Annotated in this window: 17 protein-coding genes; 12 read left to right on the forward strand and 5 right to left on the reverse strand. The window is 64.9% G+C overall.

Annotated features, from left to right (window positions below; translation table 11 throughout):
* The first annotated feature begins 53 nt into the window (after positions 1-53).
* A complete protein-coding gene (locus tag IVA92_RS23125; RefSeq protein ID WP_247277404.1) occupies positions 54-1,328 on the forward strand; it encodes a cytochrome P450 in 1,275 nt (424 codons plus the stop codon).
* Positions 1,329-1,618: 290 nt separating this feature from the next.
* Here the strand turns inward: IVA92_RS23125 and IVA92_RS23130 are convergent, their stop codons facing one another.
* The gene (locus IVA92_RS23130) at positions 1,619-2,539 is read right to left on the reverse strand and encodes a LysR substrate-binding domain-containing protein (protein WP_247277405.1); all 921 of its coding nucleotides are present in this window, start codon (positions 2,537-2,539) and stop codon (positions 1,619-1,621) included.
* Between the two features lie 125 nt (positions 2,540-2,664).
* On the opposite strand from IVA92_RS23130, the gene IVA92_RS23135 reads away from it, so the two are divergent.
* From IVA92_RS23135 to mdlC, 4 genes are all read left to right on the forward strand, one after another.
* Positions 2,665-3,834 carry an acyl-CoA dehydrogenase family protein gene (locus tag IVA92_RS23135; protein ID WP_247277406.1) on the forward strand — a complete coding sequence of 390 codons (1,170 nt, stop codon included), beginning with the start codon at positions 2,665-2,667 and terminating at the stop codon, positions 3,832-3,834.
* A 10-nt stretch (positions 3,835-3,844) separates the two neighbouring features.
* The gene (locus tag IVA92_RS23140) at positions 3,845-4,948 is read left to right on the forward strand and encodes a CaiB/BaiF CoA-transferase family protein (RefSeq protein ID WP_247277407.1); all 1,104 of its coding nucleotides are present in this window, start codon (positions 3,845-3,847) and stop codon (positions 4,946-4,948) included.
* Positions 4,949-4,962: 14 nt separating this feature from the next.
* Positions 4,963-5,808 (forward strand): MaoC family dehydratase N-terminal domain-containing protein, encoded by an 846-nt coding sequence (locus IVA92_RS23145; protein WP_247277408.1) that lies wholly within the window; start codon positions 4,963-4,965, stop codon positions 5,806-5,808.
* 175 nt (positions 5,809-5,983) lie between these two features.
* Positions 5,984-7,606, forward strand: a complete 1,623-nt coding sequence (gene mdlC / locus IVA92_RS23150; RefSeq protein WP_247277409.1) for a benzoylformate decarboxylase — start codon at positions 5,984-5,986, stop codon at positions 7,604-7,606.
* 80 nt (positions 7,607-7,686) lie between these two features.
* On the opposite strand, the gene IVA92_RS23155 is transcribed toward mdlC, so the two are convergent.
* Both IVA92_RS23155 and IVA92_RS23160 read right to left on the reverse strand, forming a co-directional pair.
* Entirely contained in the window at positions 7,687-8,481 is a 795-nt protein-coding gene (locus IVA92_RS23155; protein WP_247277410.1) for an SDR family oxidoreductase, read from the reverse strand.
* A 53-nt stretch (positions 8,482-8,534) separates the two neighbouring features.
* Positions 8,535-9,230 (reverse strand): hemolysin III family protein, encoded by a 696-nt coding sequence (locus tag IVA92_RS23160; protein ID WP_247277411.1) that lies wholly within the window; start codon positions 9,228-9,230, stop codon positions 8,535-8,537.
* A gap of 178 nt (positions 9,231-9,408) precedes the next feature.
* Between IVA92_RS23160 and IVA92_RS23165 the strand changes: the two genes are divergently transcribed.
* Both IVA92_RS23165 and IVA92_RS23170 read left to right on the forward strand, forming a co-directional pair.
* Entirely contained in the window at positions 9,409-10,878 is a 1,470-nt protein-coding gene (locus tag IVA92_RS23165) for a YcjX family protein (protein ID WP_247277412.1), read from the forward strand.
* Positions 10,875-11,903: a TIGR01620 family protein gene (locus IVA92_RS23170; protein ID WP_247277413.1), complete on the forward strand. Its 1,029-nt coding sequence runs from the start codon at positions 10,875-10,877 to the stop codon at positions 11,901-11,903. The genes IVA92_RS23165 and IVA92_RS23170 overlap by 4 nt, the downstream gene beginning before the upstream one ends.
* A gap of 176 nt (positions 11,904-12,079) precedes the next feature.
* Here IVA92_RS23170 and IVA92_RS23175 read toward each other — a convergent pair whose 3' ends face one another.
* Entirely contained in the window at positions 12,080-13,609 is a 1,530-nt protein-coding gene (locus IVA92_RS23175; protein ID WP_247277746.1) for a glycosyltransferase family 39 protein, read from the reverse strand.
* A 260-nt stretch (positions 13,610-13,869) separates the two neighbouring features.
* On the opposite strand from IVA92_RS23175, the gene IVA92_RS23180 reads away from it, so the two are divergent.
* The 4 genes from IVA92_RS23180 to IVA92_RS23195 all read left to right on the forward strand — a co-directional run bounded on the left by IVA92_RS23180 (position 13,870) and on the right by IVA92_RS23195 (position 18,079).
* Positions 13,870-15,600 (forward strand): adenylate/guanylate cyclase domain-containing protein, encoded by a 1,731-nt coding sequence (locus IVA92_RS23180; RefSeq protein WP_247277414.1) that lies wholly within the window; start codon positions 13,870-13,872, stop codon positions 15,598-15,600.
* A gap of 331 nt (positions 15,601-15,931) precedes the next feature.
* Complete coding sequence (locus tag IVA92_RS23185) at positions 15,932-17,131, forward strand: molybdopterin-dependent oxidoreductase (protein ID WP_247277415.1); 1,200 nt, start codon at positions 15,932-15,934, stop codon at positions 17,129-17,131.
* Between the two features lie 12 nt (positions 17,132-17,143).
* Positions 17,144-17,452 (forward strand): cytochrome c, encoded by a 309-nt coding sequence (locus tag IVA92_RS23190; RefSeq protein WP_247277416.1) that lies wholly within the window; start codon positions 17,144-17,146, stop codon positions 17,450-17,452.
* 426 nt (positions 17,453-17,878) lie between these two features.
* Complete coding sequence (locus IVA92_RS23195) at positions 17,879-18,079, forward strand: cold-shock protein (protein WP_008563500.1); 201 nt, start codon at positions 17,879-17,881, stop codon at positions 18,077-18,079.
* Between the two features lie 173 nt (positions 18,080-18,252).
* Here IVA92_RS23195 and IVA92_RS23200 read toward each other — a convergent pair whose 3' ends face one another.
* Positions 18,253-18,714, reverse strand: a complete 462-nt coding sequence (locus tag IVA92_RS23200) for an Lrp/AsnC ligand binding domain-containing protein (RefSeq protein WP_247277417.1) — start codon at positions 18,712-18,714, stop codon at positions 18,253-18,255.
* Positions 18,715-18,828: 114 nt separating this feature from the next.
* On the opposite strand from IVA92_RS23200, the gene putA reads away from it, so the two are divergent.
* Positions 18,829-21,828: a bifunctional proline dehydrogenase/L-glutamate gamma-semialdehyde dehydrogenase PutA gene (gene putA / locus IVA92_RS23205; protein WP_247277418.1), complete on the forward strand. Its 3,000-nt coding sequence runs from the start codon at positions 18,829-18,831 to the stop codon at positions 21,826-21,828.
* The last annotated feature ends 9 nt before the right edge of the window (positions 21,829-21,837 follow it).

A 21,837-nucleotide genomic window follows, 5' to 3' on the forward strand; every position in this document is an offset into this window, starting at 1 on the left:
CCCTCTCCCGCGTGCGGAAAGAGGCGAAGGAAAGATCAACTGGAGCCACGACCATGAACATCCAAGCGCCGGTTAGAGTGAACAAGGCCGAACGCATGCGCAGGGCCCGCGAGGAGGCCTATGCGACGCCGTTGTCGCAATTCCACCCCGGCGCGCCCAGGCTGTTCCAGGACGATACCTTGTGGCCTTGGTTCGAGCGGCTGCGCAACGAAGAGCCGGTGCATTACTGCACCAACGCGCCGATCGAGCCCTACTGGTCGGTGGTGAAGTACAACGACATCATGCATGTCGACACCAATCACGGCATCTTCTCCTCCGACTCCAAGCTCGGCGGCATCTCGATCCGCGACGTGCCCGAAGGCTATGACTGGCCGAGCTTCATCGCCATGGACCAGCCCCGGCACTCGGCGCAGCGCAAGACGGTGTCGCCGATGTTCACCCCTCAGCATCTGGACGAACTGGCCAAACTGATCCGCCAGCGCTCGCAGACCGTGCTGGACAATCTGCCGCGCAATGAGACTTTCAACTTCGTCGAGCGCGTCTCGATCGAGCTGACGACGCAGATGCTGGCGACCCTGTTCGACTTCCCCTGGGAGGAGCGGCGAAAGCTGACGCGCTGGTCCGACGTCTCGACCGCGTTGCCCAAGAGCGGCATCGTCGCCTCGGCCGAAGAGCGCCGCCGCGAGATGGACGAGTGCTATGCCTACATGTCGAAGCTGTGGAACGAGCGCGTCAATTCCGAGCCGCGCAACGACCTGTTGTCGCTGATGGCCCATAACGACGCCACACGCCACATGGACCCCGACAACCTCATGGGCAACATCATCCTGCTCATCGTCGGCGGCAACGACACGACGCGCAACACCATGACCGGCTCGGTGCTGGCGCTGAACGAGAACCCGGAGCAGTACGACAAGCTGCGCGCCAACCCGGCGTTGATCGATTCCATGGTGCCGGAGGTGATCCGCTGGCAGACGCCGCTGGCGCATATGCGGCGCACCGCGCTCCAAGACACCGAGATCGGCGGCAAGCACATCAAGAAAGGCGACCGCGTCGTGATGTGGTACGTCTCGGGCAACCGCGACGAGGAGATGTTCGAGCGGCCGAACGATTTCATCATCGACCGCGCGCGGCCGCGCACCCACCTCTCCTTCGGGTTCGGCATCCACCGCTGCGTCGGCATGCGTCTGGCCGAGCTCCAGCTCCGCATCATCTGGGAAGAGATGCTGAAGCGCTTCGACCGCATCGAGGTGGTCGGCGAGCCCAAGCGGATCTATTCGAGCTTCATCAAGGGGTATGAGTCGCTGCCGGTGCGGATTCCGGGATAGGCTCCGCTCCTAGAAGGCTCTTTGGGGCAAGCGACCTCATCAACCTCCGCTGTCATGCTCCGCGAAAGCGGAGCATCCAGTACGCCGCAGCCTTTCGGTTCCAGCCGTGCGGCCTCTGGAATACTGGATTGCCCGCCTTCGCGGGCCATGACACCGAGGGTGAGGCGAAGAGCGCATCGCCCCTGACACTCCGCAAGCGCAGCGACACCCCGGCTATAAAATTCCGGCATGACAGCTCGCGCCAGATGCGAAGGCAAGTTGGCACCGGGCTGTTCTAAGCACGAGCGCACTTAACTCAGCCTGATGTCCCACAGGCCCTCCTTGCGGCAGGCCGCGACCTCCTCACGCAAAAGCCCGGTGATGGCGAGCGAGGCCGTCGAGGCCGGACGATCGATCGGAGAAGCGAAAATGAGCTCGCGCGTCATCGGCTTGGACACGGGCGCGGTCTCCAGCCGGCCGTCCGCGACCTCGCCGTGGACGGATGATGGCGGCAGCAGCGCGAAACCGAGGCCCTCCTCGACCAGGCTCGTCAGCACCCGAAACGAATCCGCTTCCAACTGGACGTCGAGCTTGATCTTGCGCTGGGCCGCCGCGTGCTCGATCAGCGCGCGGAGGCCGTGCGAATGACTGGGCAGCACCAGGCGTTGCCGCAGCAGCCAGCCGATGTCGACGCTCTTCCTGCGCGCGAGACCACAGCCGCGCGGGCCGACAGCGACGATGTTGTCGCGGCCGAGACTCTCGACGTTGAGATGCAGGTCGGCCGAGCGGCCGTAGAGGATGGCCAAGTCCATCTCGCCGCGATGCAGCCATTCGACGAGATGGCCGCTGTAGCTCTCGACGATACGCAGCGAGATACCGGGAAATTTCTCGACGCAGCGCCGCGCAAAGCGCGCCGACAGCACGCAGCTCACGGTCGGAACCAGGCCAAGCACGACCTGGCCGGATGGCGGGCCCTTGGCCGACTGGATGTCGTCGCGGATCTGGTCGATCTGCCGGACGATGCCGGAGGTTCGCGCCAACAGCAGGCGCCCGGATTCGGTCAGCACCATGCCGCGGCCGTTGCGCGTGAACAGCTCGGTGCGCAGCTCGTGTTCCAAGAGCTTGATCTGGCGGCTGAGCGCCGGCTGCGCCACGCGCAACGTGTCGGACGCCTTGGACAGGCTGCCGAGCTCCGCCACGCAACTGAAGGTCCTAAGCTGACGGAAATCCATGCTTGCCAATCCTGGAAGGCTACTCCATACGCTATAGCAAATGAGCATAGGGGGCTGGCGTTGTTTTCACAACGCCGGGGGATTGGCCGGCGTTATCTTAACTGCCGCTATTGATTGGAAACGCCATGAGTCAAGAACACCACTCCGAAGATTACGCCGACATCCGCGAAGCGGTCGCCAAGCTCTGCGCGCAGTTTCCCGGCGAGTATTGGCGCAAGCTCGATCGCGAGATGGCTTACCCGAAGGCTTTCGTCGATGCGCTGACTGAGGCCGGCTATCTCTCGGTGCTGATCCCTGAGGAATATGGCGGCGCGGGGCTGAAACTCTCGGCCGCAGCGGCGATCCTGGAAGAGATTCAACGTGCGGGCTGCAACGGCGGCGGCTGCCACGCCCAGATGTACACGATGGGCACGGTGCTGCGGCACGGTAATGCCGAGCAGAAGGCGAAGTATCTGCCGAAGATCGCGAGCGGCGAATTGCGCCTGCAAGCTTTCGGCGTCACTGAGCCGACCAGCGGCACCGACACCTCCTCGCTCAAGACCTTCGCGCGCAAGGATGGCAACGACAGCTACATCGTCAACGGCCAGAAGATCTGGACCAGCCGCGCCGAGCATTCCGACCTGATGGTGCTGCTGGCGCGCACCACGCCGAAGGAGCAGGTCAAGAAGCGCACCGATGGTCTCTCGGTATTCATCGTCGACATGCGCGAGGCCAAGGACAATGGTCTGGAGATCCGCCCGATCCGCACCATGATGAACCACGCGACCACCGAAGTGTTCTTCACGGACATGAAGGTGCCGGCGGAAAATCTGATCGGCGAGGAAGGCAAGGGCTTTCGCTACATCCTCTCCGGCATGAATGCCGAGCGCATTTTGATCGCGGCCGAATGCGTCGGTGACGCCAAATGGTTCATCGCGAAGGCCACGAACTATGCCAAGGAGCGCGCGGTGTTCGGCCGGCCGATCGGCCAGAATCAAGGCATCCAGTTTCCGATCGCCAAGGCCTACGCCTCGATGCGCGCGGCCGAGCTGATGGTGAAGGAGGCCACGCGTAAATACGAGGCCGGGCTCGATTGCGGCGCGGAGGCCAACATGGCCAAGATGCTCGCGGCGGACGCGTCGTGGGAAGCGGCCAATGCCTGCATCCAGACTCATGGCGGTTTCGGCTTCGCCGAGGAGTACGACGTCGAGCGCAAGTTCCGCGAGACGCGACTCTACCAGGTGGCGCCGATCTCGACTAACCTCGTGCTGTCGTACGTCGCCGAGCACGTGCTCGGCATGCCCCGCTCGTATTGAGGCAGCCATCATGGGAGCACTTGACGGGATCAGGGTGATTGCGGTCGAGCAGGCGGTGGCAGCACCGTTCTGCTCCTCGCGCCTGGCAGATGCCGGCGCGGAGGTGATCAAGATCGAGCGGCCCGAGGGCGATTTTGCACGCGGCTATGACGCGGCAGCCAAGGGCCAGAGCAGCTACTTCGTGTGGCTCAACCGCGGCAAGCAATCGGTGGTCGTCGATCTCGCAACGAAAGAAGGCTGCGCCGAGCTGGAAAAGCTGATCGCAAGCGCCGACGTGCTGATCCAGAATCTCAAGCCGGGCTCGATGGACAAGCTCGGCTTTTCGCGCGAGCGGCTGCTGAAGGACTATCCCAAGCTGATCTCGTGCACGATCACCGGCTACGGCGACGCGGGCCCCTACGCGCATCGCAAGGCCTATGACTTGCTGATTCAGGCGGAAAGCGGCCTGGCCTCGATCACCGGAAATCCCGACGGCGCCTCGCGCGTCGGCATGTCGATCGTCGACGTCGCGACCGGCGCGACCGCGCATGCGGCGATCCTGGAGGCGCTGATCGGGCGCGGGCGTACCGGCAAAGGTGCCGACATCCGCATCTCCATGTTCGACGTGATGGCGGATTGGTGCACCGTGCCGCTGCTCAACTCGGAGGCCGGCAATCCTCCAAAGCGCATGGGCCTGCGCCATCCCTCGATCGCGCCCTATGGCGTGTTCACCTCGGAGGATGGCAAGGACATCTTGATCTCGATCCAGAGCGAGCGCGAGTGGAAGACGCTTTGCGCAAAGGTGCTGGACCAGCCGGACCTGCCAAGCGATCCGCGCGTCGCCAACATGGTCGAACGCGTGCGCAACCGCGACTTCACCGACAAGACCGTCGCGGACGCCTTCAGTCATATGACGCGCGACGAGCTGCTGAAGCGGCTGTCCGATGCCGACATCGCCTTTGCCGAGGTCAACACCATGGCCGACCTCACCAACCATCCGCATCTGCGCCGCATCGAGGTCGATACGCCCAACGGCCGGGTCAGCTATCCCGCGCCGGCGCCGATCATCGTTGGCGAGACGCGCAGCTATGGGCCGGTGCCGGCGATCGGCGAACGTCCCCAATCCAAAAAATAATAGAGCGAGGCGTCATGACCGAGAAGCTCGACATCGATCATTTGCGGCAATGGATCGGCCGCAACCAAGAGGCCACCGACATCGTCACCGCGCAGCTCGTGAAAGGATTGCGCGCGACGCTGTTCCAGGAGGTCGGCGAGCCCAGGAACGGCGATGCCGCACCGTTCACGGTGCATTGGTGCCTGGCACAACCGGTGTTTCCAATGTCGATGTTAGGGCCCGACGGCCACCCGACCCGCGGCGGCTTCCTGCCGCCGGTGCCGCTGCCGCGCCGGATGTGGGCCGGCGGTGAGATCGAGTTCCTTGAGCCGCTGCGCGTTGGCGATGAATCGACGCGCACCTCACGCATCGCCGACGTGCAGGTGAAATCGGGCTCGACCGGCACGCTGTGCTTCGTCTCGGTCGAGCACAGCATTTCCTCGCCACGCGGGCTCGCCATTCGCGAGCGGCAGGACATCGTCTATCGCGAGATGACGAGCAGCGCGCCCGCAAAGGCTCCGCCCCCGCTACCGAAGGCGCAGCATCGCGAGACTCATGTCTCCGATCCCGTGCTGCTGTTCCGCTACTCCGCACTAACCTTCAACGGCCACCGCATCCACTACGACCGCGACTATGTCACCAAGGTCGAGGGCTATCCGGGCCTGATCTTCCACGGCCCGTTGCAGGCGGCGCTGATCATCGAAATGGCGGCCCGCTTGCATGGCGGCAAGGCGCCGAAGAAATTTACCTATCGTGGCGTGCAGCCGCTGTTCGAGGGCACGGAGTTCTCGATCAATGCGAATGAGACCGAGGCGAGCATGGAGCTGTGGACCGCGAATGCGGAAGGGCAGCCGACGATGAAGGGCACGGCGGTGTGGTGAGGCTCTCTCCTCGTCATTGCGAGGAGCGAAGCGACGAAGCGGGAATTTAGACCCTCACCCTGAGGAGCGCGCCCTTCGCGCGCGTCTCGAAGGGCGAGGCCACCAGCCGGGCCTTCATCCTTCGAGACGCGCGAAGACGCGCTCCTCAGGATGAGGTCGAGAAGGGACGGAAACCATGGCAAAGAACGGCAAGACCGGCAGCAAGTCCGTCACCGTGAAGCAGGCCACGCTCGACCTGCTGCGCTCTTTCGGCATCGACAGGGTGTTCGGCAATCCCGGCTCGACCGAGCTGCCGTTCCTCAGCGACTGGCCTGACGACATCGACTATGTGCTGGCGCTGCAGGAAGCCAGCGCGGTCGGCATGGCCGACGGCTACGCCCAGGCCACGCGCAATGCCGGCTTCATCAATTTGCATTCGGCGGCCGGCGTCGGCAACGCGCTCGGCAACATCTACACCGCGCATCGCAACCAGACCCCGCTCGTGATCACCGCTGGCCAGCAGGCGCGCTCGATCCTTCCCTTGCAGGCGTTTCTCTACGCCGAGCGCGCGTCGGAGTTTCCGCGGCCTTACGTCAAATACAGCGTCGAGCCGGCACGGGCCGAGGACGTGCCGGCCGCCATTGCGCGCGCCTATTACACCGCAATGCAGGCCCCGTGCGGGCCGACCTTCGTGTCGATCCCGATCGACGATTGGGCGCATGCGGCATCTCCCATCGAGGCGCGCAAGGTCAGCCGGGAGATCGGGCCCGAACCAGATGCGATGCAGGCGCTGGTGAAAGCGCTGACGTCGTGCAAGCACCCTGCACTCGTCATCGGCCCCGGCGTCGATCGCGCCGGCGCAGTCGATCTGATGGTGCGCGTGGCCGAGAAGGCCAAGGCCAGCGTCTGGGTCAGCCCGTTCTCGGCGCGCTGCTCGTTCCCCGAGCGCCATCCGCAATTCGCGGGCTTCCTGCATGCTTCGCCCGCGCAGCTGTCCGATGCACTACGCGATCACGACCTCATCGTCGTGATCGGCGCGCCGGTGTTCACCTTTCATGTCGAAGGCCATGCCGCGATCTTCGACGGCAGTGCGACGATCTTCCAGATCACCGATGATCCGGATGCAGCGGCCGTGACGCCGGTCGGCACCAGCATCATCGCGACGATGAAGCCTGCACTGAGCCTGCTGCTCGACCTTCTGCCGGAGAGCAAACGCGCCGCGCCAAAGGGCCGCACGCTGCCGCCGGCGCCGCAGGCCGCCGATCCGCTGCCCGTGGAGTTCCTGCTGCACTCGCTGTCGCAGGCAATGCCGGATGGCACCTCGCTGGTCGAGGAAGTCCCCTCGCACCGGCCAGCGATGCAAAAGTTCATGCCGATGCGCGGCCAGGACAGCTTTTACACGATGTCCAGCGGCGGCCTCGGCTACTCCTTGCCCGCCGCAGTCGGCATGGCGCTCGGCAAGCCGAAGCAGCGCACGGTCTGCCTGATCGGCGACGGCTCGGCGATGTATTCGATCCAGGCGCTTTGGACCGCTGCGCAGCGCAAGCTGCCGCTCACCGTCGTCGTCATCAACAATTCCGGCTATGGCGCGATGCGCTCGTTCAGCCAGGTAGTGCAGGTGAGGAACGTGCCGGGGCTGGAGCTGCCAGGGATCGATTTCGTGCGGCTCGCCGAAGGCATGGGGTGCGAAGCGGTACGGGTGACGAAGGCTGCGGAGCTGGGCGAGGCGCTGAAGCGCGGAATGACGTTTGCGGGCACGAGCCTGATCGAGGTCGTCGTGGATTCGACGGTGCCGGTGCTTTACGGGCAGAAGCACTAGGGGCGAATTCCGTCACACATTCAACTGTCATCGTCCGCGAAGGCGGGCGATGACAGCGTCAACTGCGGGAACAGCGTCCCTTACTTCCCGAACTCCTCCCGCATCTTCGCCTGGATCTTGGCCATGCCGCCGATCCAGCGGTCGTAATTCTCGGTCTTCTTGCGCATGTAGCCGAGCACCTGGGGGTGCGGCAGGATCAGGAACGTCTCCTGTTCGAGGCCGGCGAGCACGTCCTTTGCCACCTGCTCCGGCGTCAGGTCGCCGTCGCCGGATTGCGGGCCTTTCGGGATCGAGCGCAGCATGTTGGTGTCGACGCCCTGCGGACAGAGGATCGAGACCTTGATGTTGTGCGCCTTGTGCGAGATCGCGAGATTCTCGGCAAAGCCGACCGCGGCGTGCTTCGTCGTCGAATAAGCTGGGCTGCCGACCTGCGACAACAGGCCTGCGGCCGAGATCGTGTTGAGGAAATAGCCGCCGCCACGCGCCCTCATGCGCGGAACGAGATGCCGCGCGGCATAGACGTGGGCCATGACGTGGATCGCCCAGCTCCGCTGCCACGGCTCATCGGAGTCGCCGCCGGCATTTTCCGACATCGGATCGAAGCCGCCGCCGATGCCGGCGTTGGAGCAGAACAGCTCGATCGGGCCGAACTGCCGCTCGGTCTGCTCGATAACGTGGGCGATGTCCTTTTCCTGCGCGACGTCGCATTTGAAGGCGTCACCATCCACCATGGCTGCGACCGCCCTTGCGTTGGTGGCATCCATGTCCGCGACGACGACTTTGGCTGCACCCGCCCTGTGAAAAGCCTCGCACAACGCCTTGCCGATGCCGTTGGCGCCGCCCGTGACGACCACGACCTTGCCGGTCACCTGCATGCGACGTCTCCTCTTGTCTTGGCCCGCGTCTCTTCTACCGCTTCGCGGCTTGCTCAGCTCAACACGAGGTCGAGCACCGCGGTATAATGACACGCCGCGCCGGCCAAGACAAAGCCGTGCCAGATTGCATTCTGGAAGCGGAGCCGCCGCCAGGCGTGGAAGATCACGCCGAAGCTGTAAAGCAGGCCGCCCGCAAGGATGAAGCCCAGCGCCAGCGCAGGCAGCGCCCTGACCACGGCGTCGTAGAGCATGACGCCGCTCCAGCCCATCGCGAGATAGATGCCGACTGAGATGCGGTCGAACCGGCCGGGATAGAACAGCTTCAGCACGATGCCGAGGATCGCGACGCACCAGACGCCGGTGAGCAGTAGCAGCGCGAACACGCTGTCCTTCAGCTCCAGGATGAAGGGGGTGTAGGTCGCCGCGATCAGGAGATAGATCGCCGCATGGTCGAACCGCCGCAGCACCCATTTGGCCGGCGACACCGGCCATAGATTATAGGTCGCCGACAGCACCAGCATCGAAAGCAGGCCGGCGACATAGATCGAGACGCCAACGATGTCGGTGGCGTCGGCATAGACCGCCGCCAGCACCACCAGCACGGTCGCGGCGATGAGCCCGGCGAGCACGCCGATGGCGTGAATGACACCGTCGGCGATCAGCTCGGCGCGGTCATAATCCCAGCCGATCGCGTCGGCCGCAGCATGGACGGAGGAGGATGCGAAGTGTTTCAGTTGGAAGACGGTCATGGCAATCCGCAACGTGAGGCAATGCCCTCTTGCATGGGTGTTTCGCGACCGGCGCGTCGTTCAAACGGCTGATTTGCCGACAAAGGCGGTGGAAGTATGAAACTTGATTTTCCTCACGCAATTGCCACTTTTGTGAACGGTCGCACATTCCTCCCGCCCGAGATCACTCAGCGTTCATATGGCATTCAGTTTCCAGGATATGGTCGAGGAGGCGCGGCTGTCGGCGAGGGCGCTGATCGACTATGGCGAGCATTTCTTCAATCCGACGGTGCGGCTCGGGGTCACCGGCCTCTCGCGGGCCGGCAAGACGGTGTTCATCACCGCCTTGATCCACGGCCTTACCCGCGGCGGCCGGTTTCCGGTGTTCGACGCCTATGCCTCGGGCCGGATCGCGAGGGCGCATCTGGCGCCGCAGCCGGACGATGCCGTGCCGCGCTTTGCCTATGAGGCCCATCTGCGCGCGCTGATCGAGGAGCGGCGCTGGCCGAACTCGACCGTCGACATCAGCGAGCTCCGCCTCGTCATCGATTATCAGCGCCGGAACGGCGCGGACCGCACGCTCACGCTCGACATCGTTGACTATCCCGGCGAATGGCTGCTCGACTTGCCGCTGCTGCAGAAGAGCTACGAACAATGGTCGGCCGAAAGTCTGGCCCTGTCGCGCGAGGCGCCGCGCGCGCATCTTGCCGCAGACTGGCACGCGCATCTTGCAACGCTCAAGCCCGAGGCACGTGAGGACGAGCAGGCGACGCTCACGGCCGCCAAGCTCTTCACCAATTACTTACGCGCCTGCCGCGACGAACGGTTTGCGATGAGCCTCTTGCCGCCCGGCCGCTTCCTGATGCCCGGCAATCTCGCAGATACGCCGGCGCTGACCTTCGCGCCGCTCGACCTGCCCGCTGGCGGGCAGGCGCCGGAAGGATCGCTGTGGGCCATGATGGTACGCCGCTATGAGGCCTACAAGGACATGGTGGTGCGGCCGTTCTTTCGCGATCATTTCGCCCGGCTCGACCGCCAGATCGTGCTGGCCGATGCGCTCACGGCATTCAACTCCGGACCCGAAGCGCTGCACGATCTCGAAGCCGCGCTCGCCGGCATTCTCGATTGTTTCAACATCGGCCGCAGCACCTTCCTCTCCAGCCTGTTTCGGCCGCGCATCGACCGCATCCTGTTCGCGGCAACCAAGGCGGACCATCTGCATCATTCCAGCCACGACCGGCTCGAGGCCGTGCTGCGCCGTGCGGTCACCCGCGCGGTTATGCGCGCCGAAAATACCGGCGCGGAGATCGACGTCGTCGCGCTCGCCGCCGTCCGCGCCACGCGCGAGGCGCAGGTGGCGCATGGCCGCGACAAATTGCCGTCGATTTTGGGAACACCGGCCGCAGGCGAAAGCGCTGGCGGCGAGTTCTTCGACGGCAACATCGAGGTTGCGACCTTTCCAGGCGATCTACCGCTGGATCCCGAGCCGCTGTTCAATGGTACGGATGCGTTCCGCGGACTCGCGACGCAAGCTGCCGAGAAGAGTGATTTCCGCTTCCTGCGCTTCCGGCCGCCAAAGCTCGAGCACGAAGGCACAGAAGAGCCGGCGCTGCCACATATTCGCCTCGACCGTGCCTTGCAGTTCCTGATCGGAGACAAGCTCTCATGAACGAGCGATCCCAGCAACGGCGGCCGGCGACGTTCCGGCTGGATGATCCCGGCGTCGTCGTCACCGAGGCCGACGAGACAGGGCGGATCGGTCGCGGCACGATCCAGATTACGCCGGAGCCCGATCCGCTGGCGCTGCCGGTACCAGTTCAAACCACGCTTCCGGCGCGGCGCGGCTTTCCCTGGGGCACGCTGTTCTGGTCCGGCCTCGCCGGGCTGACGCTGCTCGGTACCGGGCTCGGTGTCGTCCGTCTGATCGAGGATCTGTTTGCGCGCAGCGACAGCCTCGGCATGGTTGGCCTTGCCTTCGCGTTCGTCACCGCACTTGCGCTCGCGGTCGTGATCGGGCGCGAGGCGTTCGGGCTGGCGCGGCTCGCGACGATCGAGAAACTGCATCAGCGCGCCGCCGCCGTCCTTGCCAATGATGATCGCAAGGAAAGCCGCGTCATCGTGCACGACCTCCTGAAGATCGCGCACCAGAACCCGCAGCTCGCACGCGCCCGCGCGACGCTTGAGAGCCATGCTGGCGAGATCATCGACGGCGCCGATATGATCCGCCTCGCCGAGCGCGAGTTGATGTCGCCGCTGGACGCGGAGGCGCGGCGGCTGGTGTCGTCAGCCGCGCAAAAGGTCTCGATCGTCACGGCAGTCTCGCCGCGCGCGGCGATCGACGTGCTGTTCGTGTTCGTCGCCGCGCTGCGCCTGATCCGCCAGCTCGCCTATCTCTACGGCGGCCGCCCCGGCGCGCTCGGCATGGTCCGCCTGCTCCGCCAAGTCATCGCCCACCTCGCCATCACGGGCGGCATGGCCGCGAGCGACAGCCTGGTTCAGCAGATGCTGGGCCACGGCATCGCGGCGAAGCTGTCGCAGCGGCTCGGCGAAGGCGTGCTCAATGGGTTGTTGACGGCGCGGCTGGGGCTGGCTGCGATCGACGTGACAAGGCCGCTGCCGTTCGCGGCGCTGCCGCCGCCGAAGCTGTCAGATTTGGCGACGGATCTGTTGCAGCGGAAAGACGACGAGGAGTAGCGCGTTTCTTCCCCTCTCCCCTTGTGGGAGAGGGTGGCTCGCTGCGTAGCGGCGAGACGGGTGAGGGGTATCTCTCCGCGCCCTCTCTCTCGCAGTAGCGTTCGCCGAAGCAAACCCCTCATCCGGCGCTTCGCGCCACCTTCTCCCACAGGGGGAGAAGGAAGAGGAGCTTGCCTCTAGGCGAGCTCTCGCTTCTCGAGTTCCCCCGCCAGCACCCGCCACTGGAACAGCGGCGAGTCCTTCGGCGGTGAGAGCTCCGGGGTCCATCCGGTGAGCTCTTCCAGCACATAGGTGTCCATCACGAGCCCGCGCCAGCGGCGCTCGACTTGGCCAAGCTGCTTGCGTTTCGCCGGGATGCTCTCCCACAGCAATGATCGATTATCCGGCTCCCGCCCGACATAGATGCCGGCGTGGTCCCTGATCCGGTCCATGCCGGGATCGCGGAAATTCTGGAAGCGGCCGCGCTCGTTGATCTCGACGACGGGCACGCGGCCCCTGAACAGCCAGCGCATCATGGCGTAGGTGCGGTAGTCGGTCGTCGCGATCCAGGTCGCGCCGGTCTCGTCGAGTGCGGCCTGCGCGCGCGCGGCGACTTGCTCGTAGCCGGCTTCGGCGCCGATCGGATCGATCTTGCCGAGCAGATTCCAGGACGCGGCGACGTAATAGAGGAACACGATGACGACGAAGGCGATGCCCGTCGTGATGGATGTCCTGGCCCAGAACGCCGACGATCTGTGCATGCGAGCCGACCATCCCTCCTTCGTCATCGTTGCGAGGTTCACTGCCGCAGCGGCAAAGCCAACCGGCCACATGAACATCGGCCAGGTGTCGCCGACCCGCAGCGTCATCGACTTGACCAGGAAATAGAGAAACGGCACCAGCACCGCGGTCGACAACAGGATCGCGACCGGCTCGCGCGTGCGATAGCCGCGCCACGCCGTCAGCACCAGGCCCGTTAGCACCACCGGCAGCATCACGAAGCCGACCAGGCCGAATTGCAGGCCGATGTAGTCACCGATGGTGCGCAGCGAAATGCCGTAATTGGCAGTGGCGCGCACCCCCTGGAAGCGGAACGAGGCCCAGTCGTGCTGCGCATTCCAGATCAGCACCGGCGAGAACACGAGGGTCGCGACCAGCACTGCGAGATAGGGATAGGGGCTACGTAGCCAACGCCAGCGCCAATCCGGCACGAGCAGAAAGGCGGCAACGGCCGGCGCGAACATGATCGCGGTGAATTTCGACAGCATCGACAGGCCAGCGAACAGCCCGGCCGCAAGCCACCAGCGTTCATCGCCGCCCTGCGCCAGCCGCACCAGCGACCACATCATCGCCGTTGCGAACGGGATCATGGCGACATCGGGCGCGATCTTGGCCATCAGCAGGCCGTAATAGAGCGCGGCCTCCGGCATCAGCACCGCGATCATGATTGCCCGTGCGTTATGGGTGAGACGACGGACGATGTCGGCGAGCAGCAGCTGCGTCATCAGCATCGCGACGATGCCGCCGAAGCGGACGCCGAGCGCGGTATCGCCGAAGATCGCGGTGCCGAAGCGAATGAGCCAGGCAACGCCAGGCGGATGATCGAGGAAGCTGAGCGCCGTTTCCTTTGACCAGGTCCAGTAATAGGCCTCGTCGGTCCGCAACTCGATCTCCGAGGCGTAGACGATGCGCAGCACGGTCATCGCGGCGATGATCGCCGCGGCCATGACGAGGGGCCGGCGCGCGGCGCCGCGAAGGGAAACGGTGATGTCAGGGGCTGTCGTCACGGCCGCGCTTTTCGCCAACCTGCGACGGGGAGTCAATGCGGGAGCTCCATTCTCCCTGTCGTCGCGGATCGACGCGCGCTCGCCCCGGACGACGGCGGAGTGTGTGGCTCCTTGCCGCGCATGTGATCTCCAAAGCTGTCCACCTCCGGAATTAAACGCTACGCTGGCTGTTCTCTCTCATGAACTGATACAATCGAATCATGGCCACCGCTCCCATCCAGATGTCTGCCGTCCGTGCCACCAGCGTGCGGCAGGTGCGCCTCGTCTGCGGCGTCATCCTGTTCTCCTACGTGGTCAGCCACTTCCTCAACCATGCGCTCGGCAACATCTCGGTCGATGCCATGGAGGTCGGGGTCTATTACCACACCGTATTCTGGCAGTTCCTCCCAATCGCGATCGTCTTCTACACGGCCGCACTTACCCATATGGGGCTTGGCCTCTACGCGCTGTACCAGCGCCGGCAGTTCCGCTGGCGGACGATCGAGCCGCTACAGCTGGTGCTGGGCTTGAGCATCCCCGTCCTGATCATGGCACACGTGATCGGAGTGCGGCTCGGCCAGACGCTGTATGGACACCAGAAACTCTATCCGCAGGAGCTCTATCTGTTCTTCGTCGCCTCGCCCGGCCGGCTCTGGCAGATGACGATCCTGCTTCTGATTGCGTGGGTGCACGGCTGCATCGGGATCTTCTTCTGGCTTCGCCTCAAACCGTTCTTCGCGCGGGCGGCACCCTATCTGCTCGCGGCTGCCGTGCTGATTCCGACGCTGTCGCTGCTCGGCACCTACCAGGGCGGACGCAGCGTCGCCGTCGAGAGCGACGATGGAGAATGGCGTACGCACAATCTCAGCCGCCGCCAGATCGGCACGGCTGCCGAAGGCAATACGCTCGACCGCATCACCGGCAGCCTCACCATCGGTTATTTCGGCCTGCTCGGACTGGCGCTGGCGGCGCGCGGCGTGCGCGCGTTGCGCGAACGGCGCGGCGGCATGATCGCGCTGTCCTACGGCAATGGGAAAACGGTGCGGGTCCCCAAGGGGCTGTCGGTGCTGGAAGCAAGCCTGCGCCACAATGTGCCGCATGCCAGCGTCTGTGGCGGCCGCGCCCGCTGCTCGACCTGCCGCATCCGCATCATCGGCGATCATGGCGCCCTGCCCGAGCCGTCGCCGCGCGAGGCTTTCGTGCTGACCCGCGTCGGCGCCAGCGACCCCTCGATCAGGCTCGCCTGCCAGCTGCGGCCGACGTCCGACCTCTCCTTCTTTCAGCTCTTCACACCGCACACACTCTCCGCGAATGCGCAAGCCTCGACGCCCGCCAGAATCGGCCAGGAGCGTTATCTGGTCAGCCTGTTCGTGGACATGCGCGGCTCGACCCAGCTCGCGGAAAAGCGGCTGCCGTTCGACACCGTCTTCATCGTCAACCGCTTCCTCGGCGCGGTGTCGCAGGCCGTGATCGAGAACGGCGGTCAACCGAACCAGTTCGTCGGCGACGGCATGCTGGCGCTGTTCGGGCTGTCGGCCGATCCGCAAGCGGCCTGCCGGCAGGCGCTGAAGGCGGCCTCCGGCATCGCGACGCGTATCGACGAGCTCAACGAGCTCCTGAGCCACGATCTGCGCCAGCCGATCCGCTTCGGCATCGGCATCCATGGCGGCGAGGTCATCATCGGCGACATCGGCTATCGCGATCACATCGTCTTCACTGCGCTCGGCGATGCTGTCAACGTCGCTGCCCGGCTTCAGGACATGACCAAGACGCTCGCTTGCGAGGCTATTGTCTCGGAGGAAGTCCGCCGCACCGCGGGCCTTGCCGACGACGCCCTGCCGCAGCAGGAGGTCGCGATCCGCGGCCGCGACGAGCCGCTTGCCGTGCGTGTCGTCGCGGATGCGAGGGACTTGACGGCGCTCGTCGACCGAGGCGAGCGCGTTGCCGCGTAGCGCGTAGGCCACACGAAAGGTGCGCTTCCCCCGCTTGCGGGGGAGGGTTGGGGAGAGGGTGTTTCCGCAACGCGACAATCCCCCAGAGGGGAAAGCCCTCACCCGCGTCTTCGGCGCGACCTCTCCCGCAAGCGGGAGAGTCGAGCGAGTTCTGCGGCACCATTGATCCACCCCGCTGGAATCATCGCGGCGTAACACCGGCCTGCTGCAACGCAGCGGCATGGGCTTGCTGCGAAAGCACGAATTGACTTCGTCCAAATCGTTGCAACAGATGAGTGCGGGATCGCGGTGATGACCGCGATCCGACGAAAAGCTCCGGGAGGGGATGAGAATGTTCGATCGACGCGACCTGCTCAAAGGAGCGGGCCTTTCCGCCCTTGCGGCCACACTGAACTCAACCAGAGCGCTGGCGCTCGACACCGTCACCCTGCCCTTTGCAAATGGCGAACGGCCGCTGGTGAAATATCCACAGAAGCGGCCGATGATCGGCCTGACCAGCCGGCCGCCGCAGCTCGAGACGCCGTTCGCGGTGTTCAACGAGGGCCCGATCACGCCCAACAACGCATTCTTCGTGCGCTATCATCTCTCCGACCTGCCCTACAATCTCGACCCCGACAAGTTCACGCTCGAGGTCAAGGGCAAGGTCGACAAACCGCTGAAGCTGTCGCTGAAGGACATCAAGAAGATGAAGGCGACCGAGATCGTCGCCGTCAACCAGTGTTCGGGCAACAGCCGCGGCTTCTTCGAGCCACGTGTTGCCGGCGGCCAGCTCGCCAACGGCGCCATGGGCAATGCGCGCTGGCGCGGCGTGCCACTGAAGGCGGTGCTGGAAATGGCGGGCGTGCAGGCCGGCGCCAAACAGGTCACCTTCAACGGCATGGACGGCCCGGTCAGCGACAAGACGCCGGATTTCGTCAAGGCGCTCGATCTCGATCACGCTACCGACGGCGAGGTGATGCTGGCGTATGGCATGAACGGCGGGGACCTGCCGTTCCTCAACGGTTTCCCGCTGCGCCTGATCGTACCGGGCTATTACGGCACCTACTGGGTCAAGCACCTCAACGAGATCACGGTGATCGACAACGTCTATGACGGCTTCTGGATGAAGTCGGCGTATCGCATCCCTGACACGCCGAACAACGCGGTCGAGCCGGGCACCGCGCCGAAGGCGACGATCCCGATCAACCGATTCACCATCCGCTCCTTCATCACCAGCATCCCCGACGGCGCCAAGCTGAAGGCGGGAACTGCGATGCTGCGCGGCATCGCCTTCGACGGCGGCAAGGGCATCAAGGAGGTCCAGGTCTCGACCGACGGCGGCAAGACCTGGAGCAGCGCCAAGCTCGGCAAGGATCTAGGCAAGTACTCGTTCCGCGAATGGAAGCTGCCGGTGAAGCTCGCGGCCGGCAGCCACGAGCTCAAAGTCCGCGCCACCGGCAATGGCGGCGAGACCCAGCCGGATACGCCGCGCTGGAACCCGGCGGGTTATCTGCGCAACGTCGTCGAAACCGTCCGCGTGACCGTGGCCTGAAGGAGAATGATCATGCAACGCACCGTTCTCCTCGCCATCTCGCTCGCTCTCGCCGCCGTGATCGGTTCGGCACTTGCGGCACCGGTCAATTACAAGACCCCAGACGAGGTCGCGGCATTAAAGCCCGGGCCCAATCTCGAGGTCGTGCAGGGCAATTGCAGCGCCTGCCACTCGTCCGACTACATCGCCACGCAGCCGCCGATGAAGGACAAGAAGGGCTTCTGGCAGGCCGAGGTGACCAAGATGATCAAGGTCTATGGCGCACCGATCGACGATGCCGATGTCGGCAAGATCGTCGATTATCTGGCCGCGACGTACTGAAGGACCGCGTCAACGCGTTTTCTCTTACCCTCCCCTGGAGGGGGAGGGTCGCTATGCATGAAGCGCAGCGCAATGCGTAGCGGGGTGGGGTGACAGTCTCTCATCTCGCACACTGCCCGAGTGGAAGGATCACCCCACCCCGCTCGCGCTTCGCGCAATCGACCCTCCCCCTCCAGGGGAGGGTTAAGGAAGAACGGCTATGCGATGATCCCTCGCGATATTAGATCCGTCGCGCTCCTGCCATTTGACCGCGAAACGGGCAAAACCGGCAAAATCGCTGCGAAGTTGAGCGGAATTCGGCGAAATGCCGATGTGGTTTGAGCTACCAAGCCTGCCACATTCCGCGTATCCTGTTAGGACCGAACCGGCCGGTTGGCGGGGACTGGCGATTCGAGATCTCGGAGGAAGACCCGCGGAGAAGTCGTGATGGCTAAAGGTACGGTCAAGTGGTTCAACCCGACGAAGGGTTATGGATTTATCCAGCCTGCGTCGGGTGGCAAGGATGTGTTCGTGCATATCTCGGCAGTGCAGAAGGCCGGTCTGTCCACCCTCAACGAAGGACAGACGGTGGAATACGAAGAGATCGCAAACCGGGGCAAGACCTCCGCAGAGAACCTCAAAGTATAAGCCCGCGTCAGCCTTTGCTGCCTCCCGGATCCGTCCGGGAGCTGGGCTAAGAAAAATTTCAGAAGACGGCCAGTGCATTCGACGACAGGCGTTGCGATTGCACAGGATAGCTATTTTTCCCGTGAAGACCGCGCATCCAACGCCACAGCAATGACAATCGCGACGGCATTTCGTCAGCCCATCGGCAACGGTGCGTCGCGCTTGATCTCCTCCATCACCGCATAGGTCCGCGTCTCGCGCACGCCCGGCATCGACAGCAGGGTCTCACCGAGGAAGCGTCGATAGGCGGTCATGTCTGCCAGCCGGGCCTTGAGAAGATAGTCGAAACCGCCGGCAACCATGTGACATTCCAGCACCTCGGGCGCCAGCTTCACTGCGCGCGCAAAACGCTCGAAATTATCGGGCGTGGTCTTGTCGAGCAGCACCTCGACGAACACCAAGAGACCGAGGCCAAGCCGGTGCGGGTTGAGGCGGGCGCCGTAGCCTTCGACAAACCCCTCGCGCTGCAAGCGCTTCAGTCGCTCGCCGATCGAGGTCGGCGACAGGCCGATGCGCTCGGCGAGCTCGACATTGGCGATGCGCCCATCCTCCTGCAAGATCGAGAGGATTTTCCGGTCGATTCGGTCAAGTTCCATATCTTACGGTGCCAAATAGCCAATGATCTTCATTTTCTAAGGCAACCTGGCTAAATTGTCTATCGAGCTACGGTAACGCGGGCCTTATCCTGGATTTCAGCCACAGGACACGCCATGCCGAACATCCCACCGCCCTTCTCCGCGCCCTACACGGCCGATGATAGCGAGATCGCCGCCCGCCTCTTGCCGGCGTCGCATCTCAGCCCGCCGCAGGAGGCGCGGATCGACCGCACCGCGACGCGGCTGATCGAGGCGATCCGCAAGCGCGACGACCGGCTCGGCGGGGTCGAGGACATGCTGCGGGAATTCGCGCTCTCGACCAAGGAGGGGCTCGCTTTGATGGTGCTGGCCGAGGCGCTGCTGCGCGTGCCGGACGCGCGCACCGCCGACCAGTTCATCGAGGACAAGCTCGGCGAGGGCGACTTCATCCATCACGAAACCAAGTCCACCGCCTTCCTGGTCAATGCCTCGGCCTGGGCGCTCGGCCTCTCGGCACGGGTAATCCAGCCCGGCGAGACGCCTGACGGCACCATCGGCCGGCTGGTAAAGCGGCTGGGGGCGCCCGCCGTGCGCACCGCCACGCGCCAGGCGATGCGGCTGATGGGCAATCATTTCGTGCTGGGGGAGACGATCGAGCAGGCCCTCGAGCGCGGCCGGCCGCGCTCCGGCCAGAAGCCGCGCTATTCCTTCGACATGCTCGGCGAAGGCGCACGCACGGCGGCGGACGCCAAGCGCTATTTCGACGCCTATGCGCGCGCGATCGAGACCATCGGCAAGACCGCGGGCAACCATCCCCTGCCCGATCGGCCCGGCATCTCGGTCAAGCTCTCGGCATTGCATCCGCGCTTCGAGGCGACCAGCCGCGAACGCGTGATGCGCGAACTGGTGCCGCTGCTGCTGGACCTCGCGCAGCGCGCCAAAGCCCATGATTTGAACTTCACCGTCGATGCCGAGGAAGCCGACCGGCTGGAGCTGTCGCTCGACGTGATCGCGGCAACACTCGCCGATGGCTCGCTGAGCGGCTGGGACGGATTTGGCCTGGCGATCCAGGCCTATCAGAAGCGCGCGAGCGCGGTGATCGACTATGTCGATGCGCTGGCCCGCGCGCACGACCGCAAGCTGATGGTGCGGCTGGTGAAGGGCGCCTATTGGGACACCGAGATCAAGCGTGCACAGGAGCGCGGGCTCGACGGTTATCCCGTGTTCACGCGCAAGGCGATGACGGACCTGAACTACATCGCCTGCGCTTCGAAGCTGCTGGCTTTGAGGCCGCGCATCTTCCCGCAATTCGCCACCCACAACGCGCTAACCGTCGCGACTGTGCTCGAGCTTGCGCAAGGCAGTGGCGGCTTCGAATTCCAGCGCCTGCATGGCATGGGCGAAGCGCTGTACGAGCAGCTTGCCAAGGACCATGCTGACATCGCCTACCGCACCTATGCGCCCGTCGGCAGCCATCGCGACCTGCTCGCTTATCTGGTGCGGCGGCTGCTCGAGAACGGCGCCAATTCCTCCTTCGTGGCGCAGGCCGCTGATTATCGCGTGCCGGTGTCGGCGCTGTTGCAGCGTCCGGCCGACGCCATCGAACGTCCGCAACAGGCGGTTCATCCCAGGATTCCGCTGCCCCGCGATCTCTTTGCACCGGAGCGCCGCAATTCGCGCGGGGTCGAATTCGGTGAGCGTGCCGCACTCGACCAGCTGCTGGCCGACGTCAGGGCTGAGGCGATCGATCTCAAGCCCATCCCAGATGCGACACCGGATCGGGCCAACGCAGCGGTGACTGCTACGCGCGCCGGCTTTGTCGCCTGGAGCCGGACGCCGGCGGCTGCGCGCGCGGCGGCGCTGGAGCAGGCTGCGCATCTTTTGGAGAGCCGCAGGGCCCATTTCATCGCGCTGCTACAAGCGGAGGGCGGCAAGACGCTGGACGACGCGCTGTCGGAGCTGCGCGAGGCCGCCGATTTCTGCCGCTATTATGCCGCGCAGGGCCGCAAATTGTTCGGCGTTGACGCGGCCATGCCCGGTCCGACCGGCGAGAGCAATGCGCTCGCCATGCGCGGCCGCGGCGTCTTCGTCGCGATCTCGCCGTGGAATTTTCCGCTCGCGATCTTCCTCGGCCAGGTCACAGCGGCGCTGATGGCCGGCAACAGCGTTGTCGCAAAGCCTGCCGAGCAGACGCCGCGCATCGCGCGCGAGGCCGTAGCCCTGCTGCACGAGGCTGGCATCCCCAAGAGCGCGCTGCATCTCGTCACTGGCGACGGCCGCATCGGTGCCGCGCTGACCGCGCATGCCGACATCGCGGGAATTGTCTTTACCGGCTCGACCGAGGTTGCTCGCAGCATCAACCGCGCGCTCGCCGCCAAGGACGGACCGATCGTGCCGCTGATCGCGGAGACCGGCGGCATCAACGCCATGATTGCGGACGCGACCGCGCTGCCCGAACAGGTCGCCGACGATGTCGTGACCTCTGCCTTCCGTTCCGCCGGCCAGCGCTGTTCGGCGCTGCGGCTCTTGTTCGTGCAGGAGGACGTCGCCGACCGCATGATCGAGATGATCGCGGGCGCGGCGCGCGAGCTCAGAATCGGCGACCCAAGCGATGTCGCGACCCATGTCGGGCCGGTGATCGATCGCGAGGCCAAGCAGCGTCTCGATGCACACATCGCGCGAATGAAGGGCGAGGCGCGGCTGCACTTTGCAGGGCACGCACCGGAGGGCTGCTTCGTCGCGCCGCACATCTTCGAGCTCAAAGAAGCCAGCCAGCTCACCGAGGAGGTGTTTGGGCCGATCCTGCATGTCGTACGCTACCGCGCCGAGAATCTGGGACGTGTCCTGCAAGCGATCGAGCGCACCGGCTACGGCCTCACCCTCGGCGTCCACTCCCGCATCGACGACACCATCGAGGCCATTATCGATCGAGTCCAGGTCGGCAACATCTACGTCAACCGCAACATGATCGGCGCCGTTGTCGGCGTGCAGCCGTTTGGCGGCAATGGCCTGTCCGGAACTGGCCCCAAGGCCGGCGGCCCGCACTATCTCGCGCGCTTTGCCACCGAGCAGACCGTGACCATCAACACCGCGGCGGCCGGCGGCAATGCTGCGTTGCTTGCGGGGGAGGAGTGAGGCCCTGCA

Source organism: Bradyrhizobium sp. 154 (genome assembly GCF_023073875.1).
GTDB lineage: Bacteria > Pseudomonadota > Alphaproteobacteria > Rhizobiales > Xanthobacteraceae > Bradyrhizobium.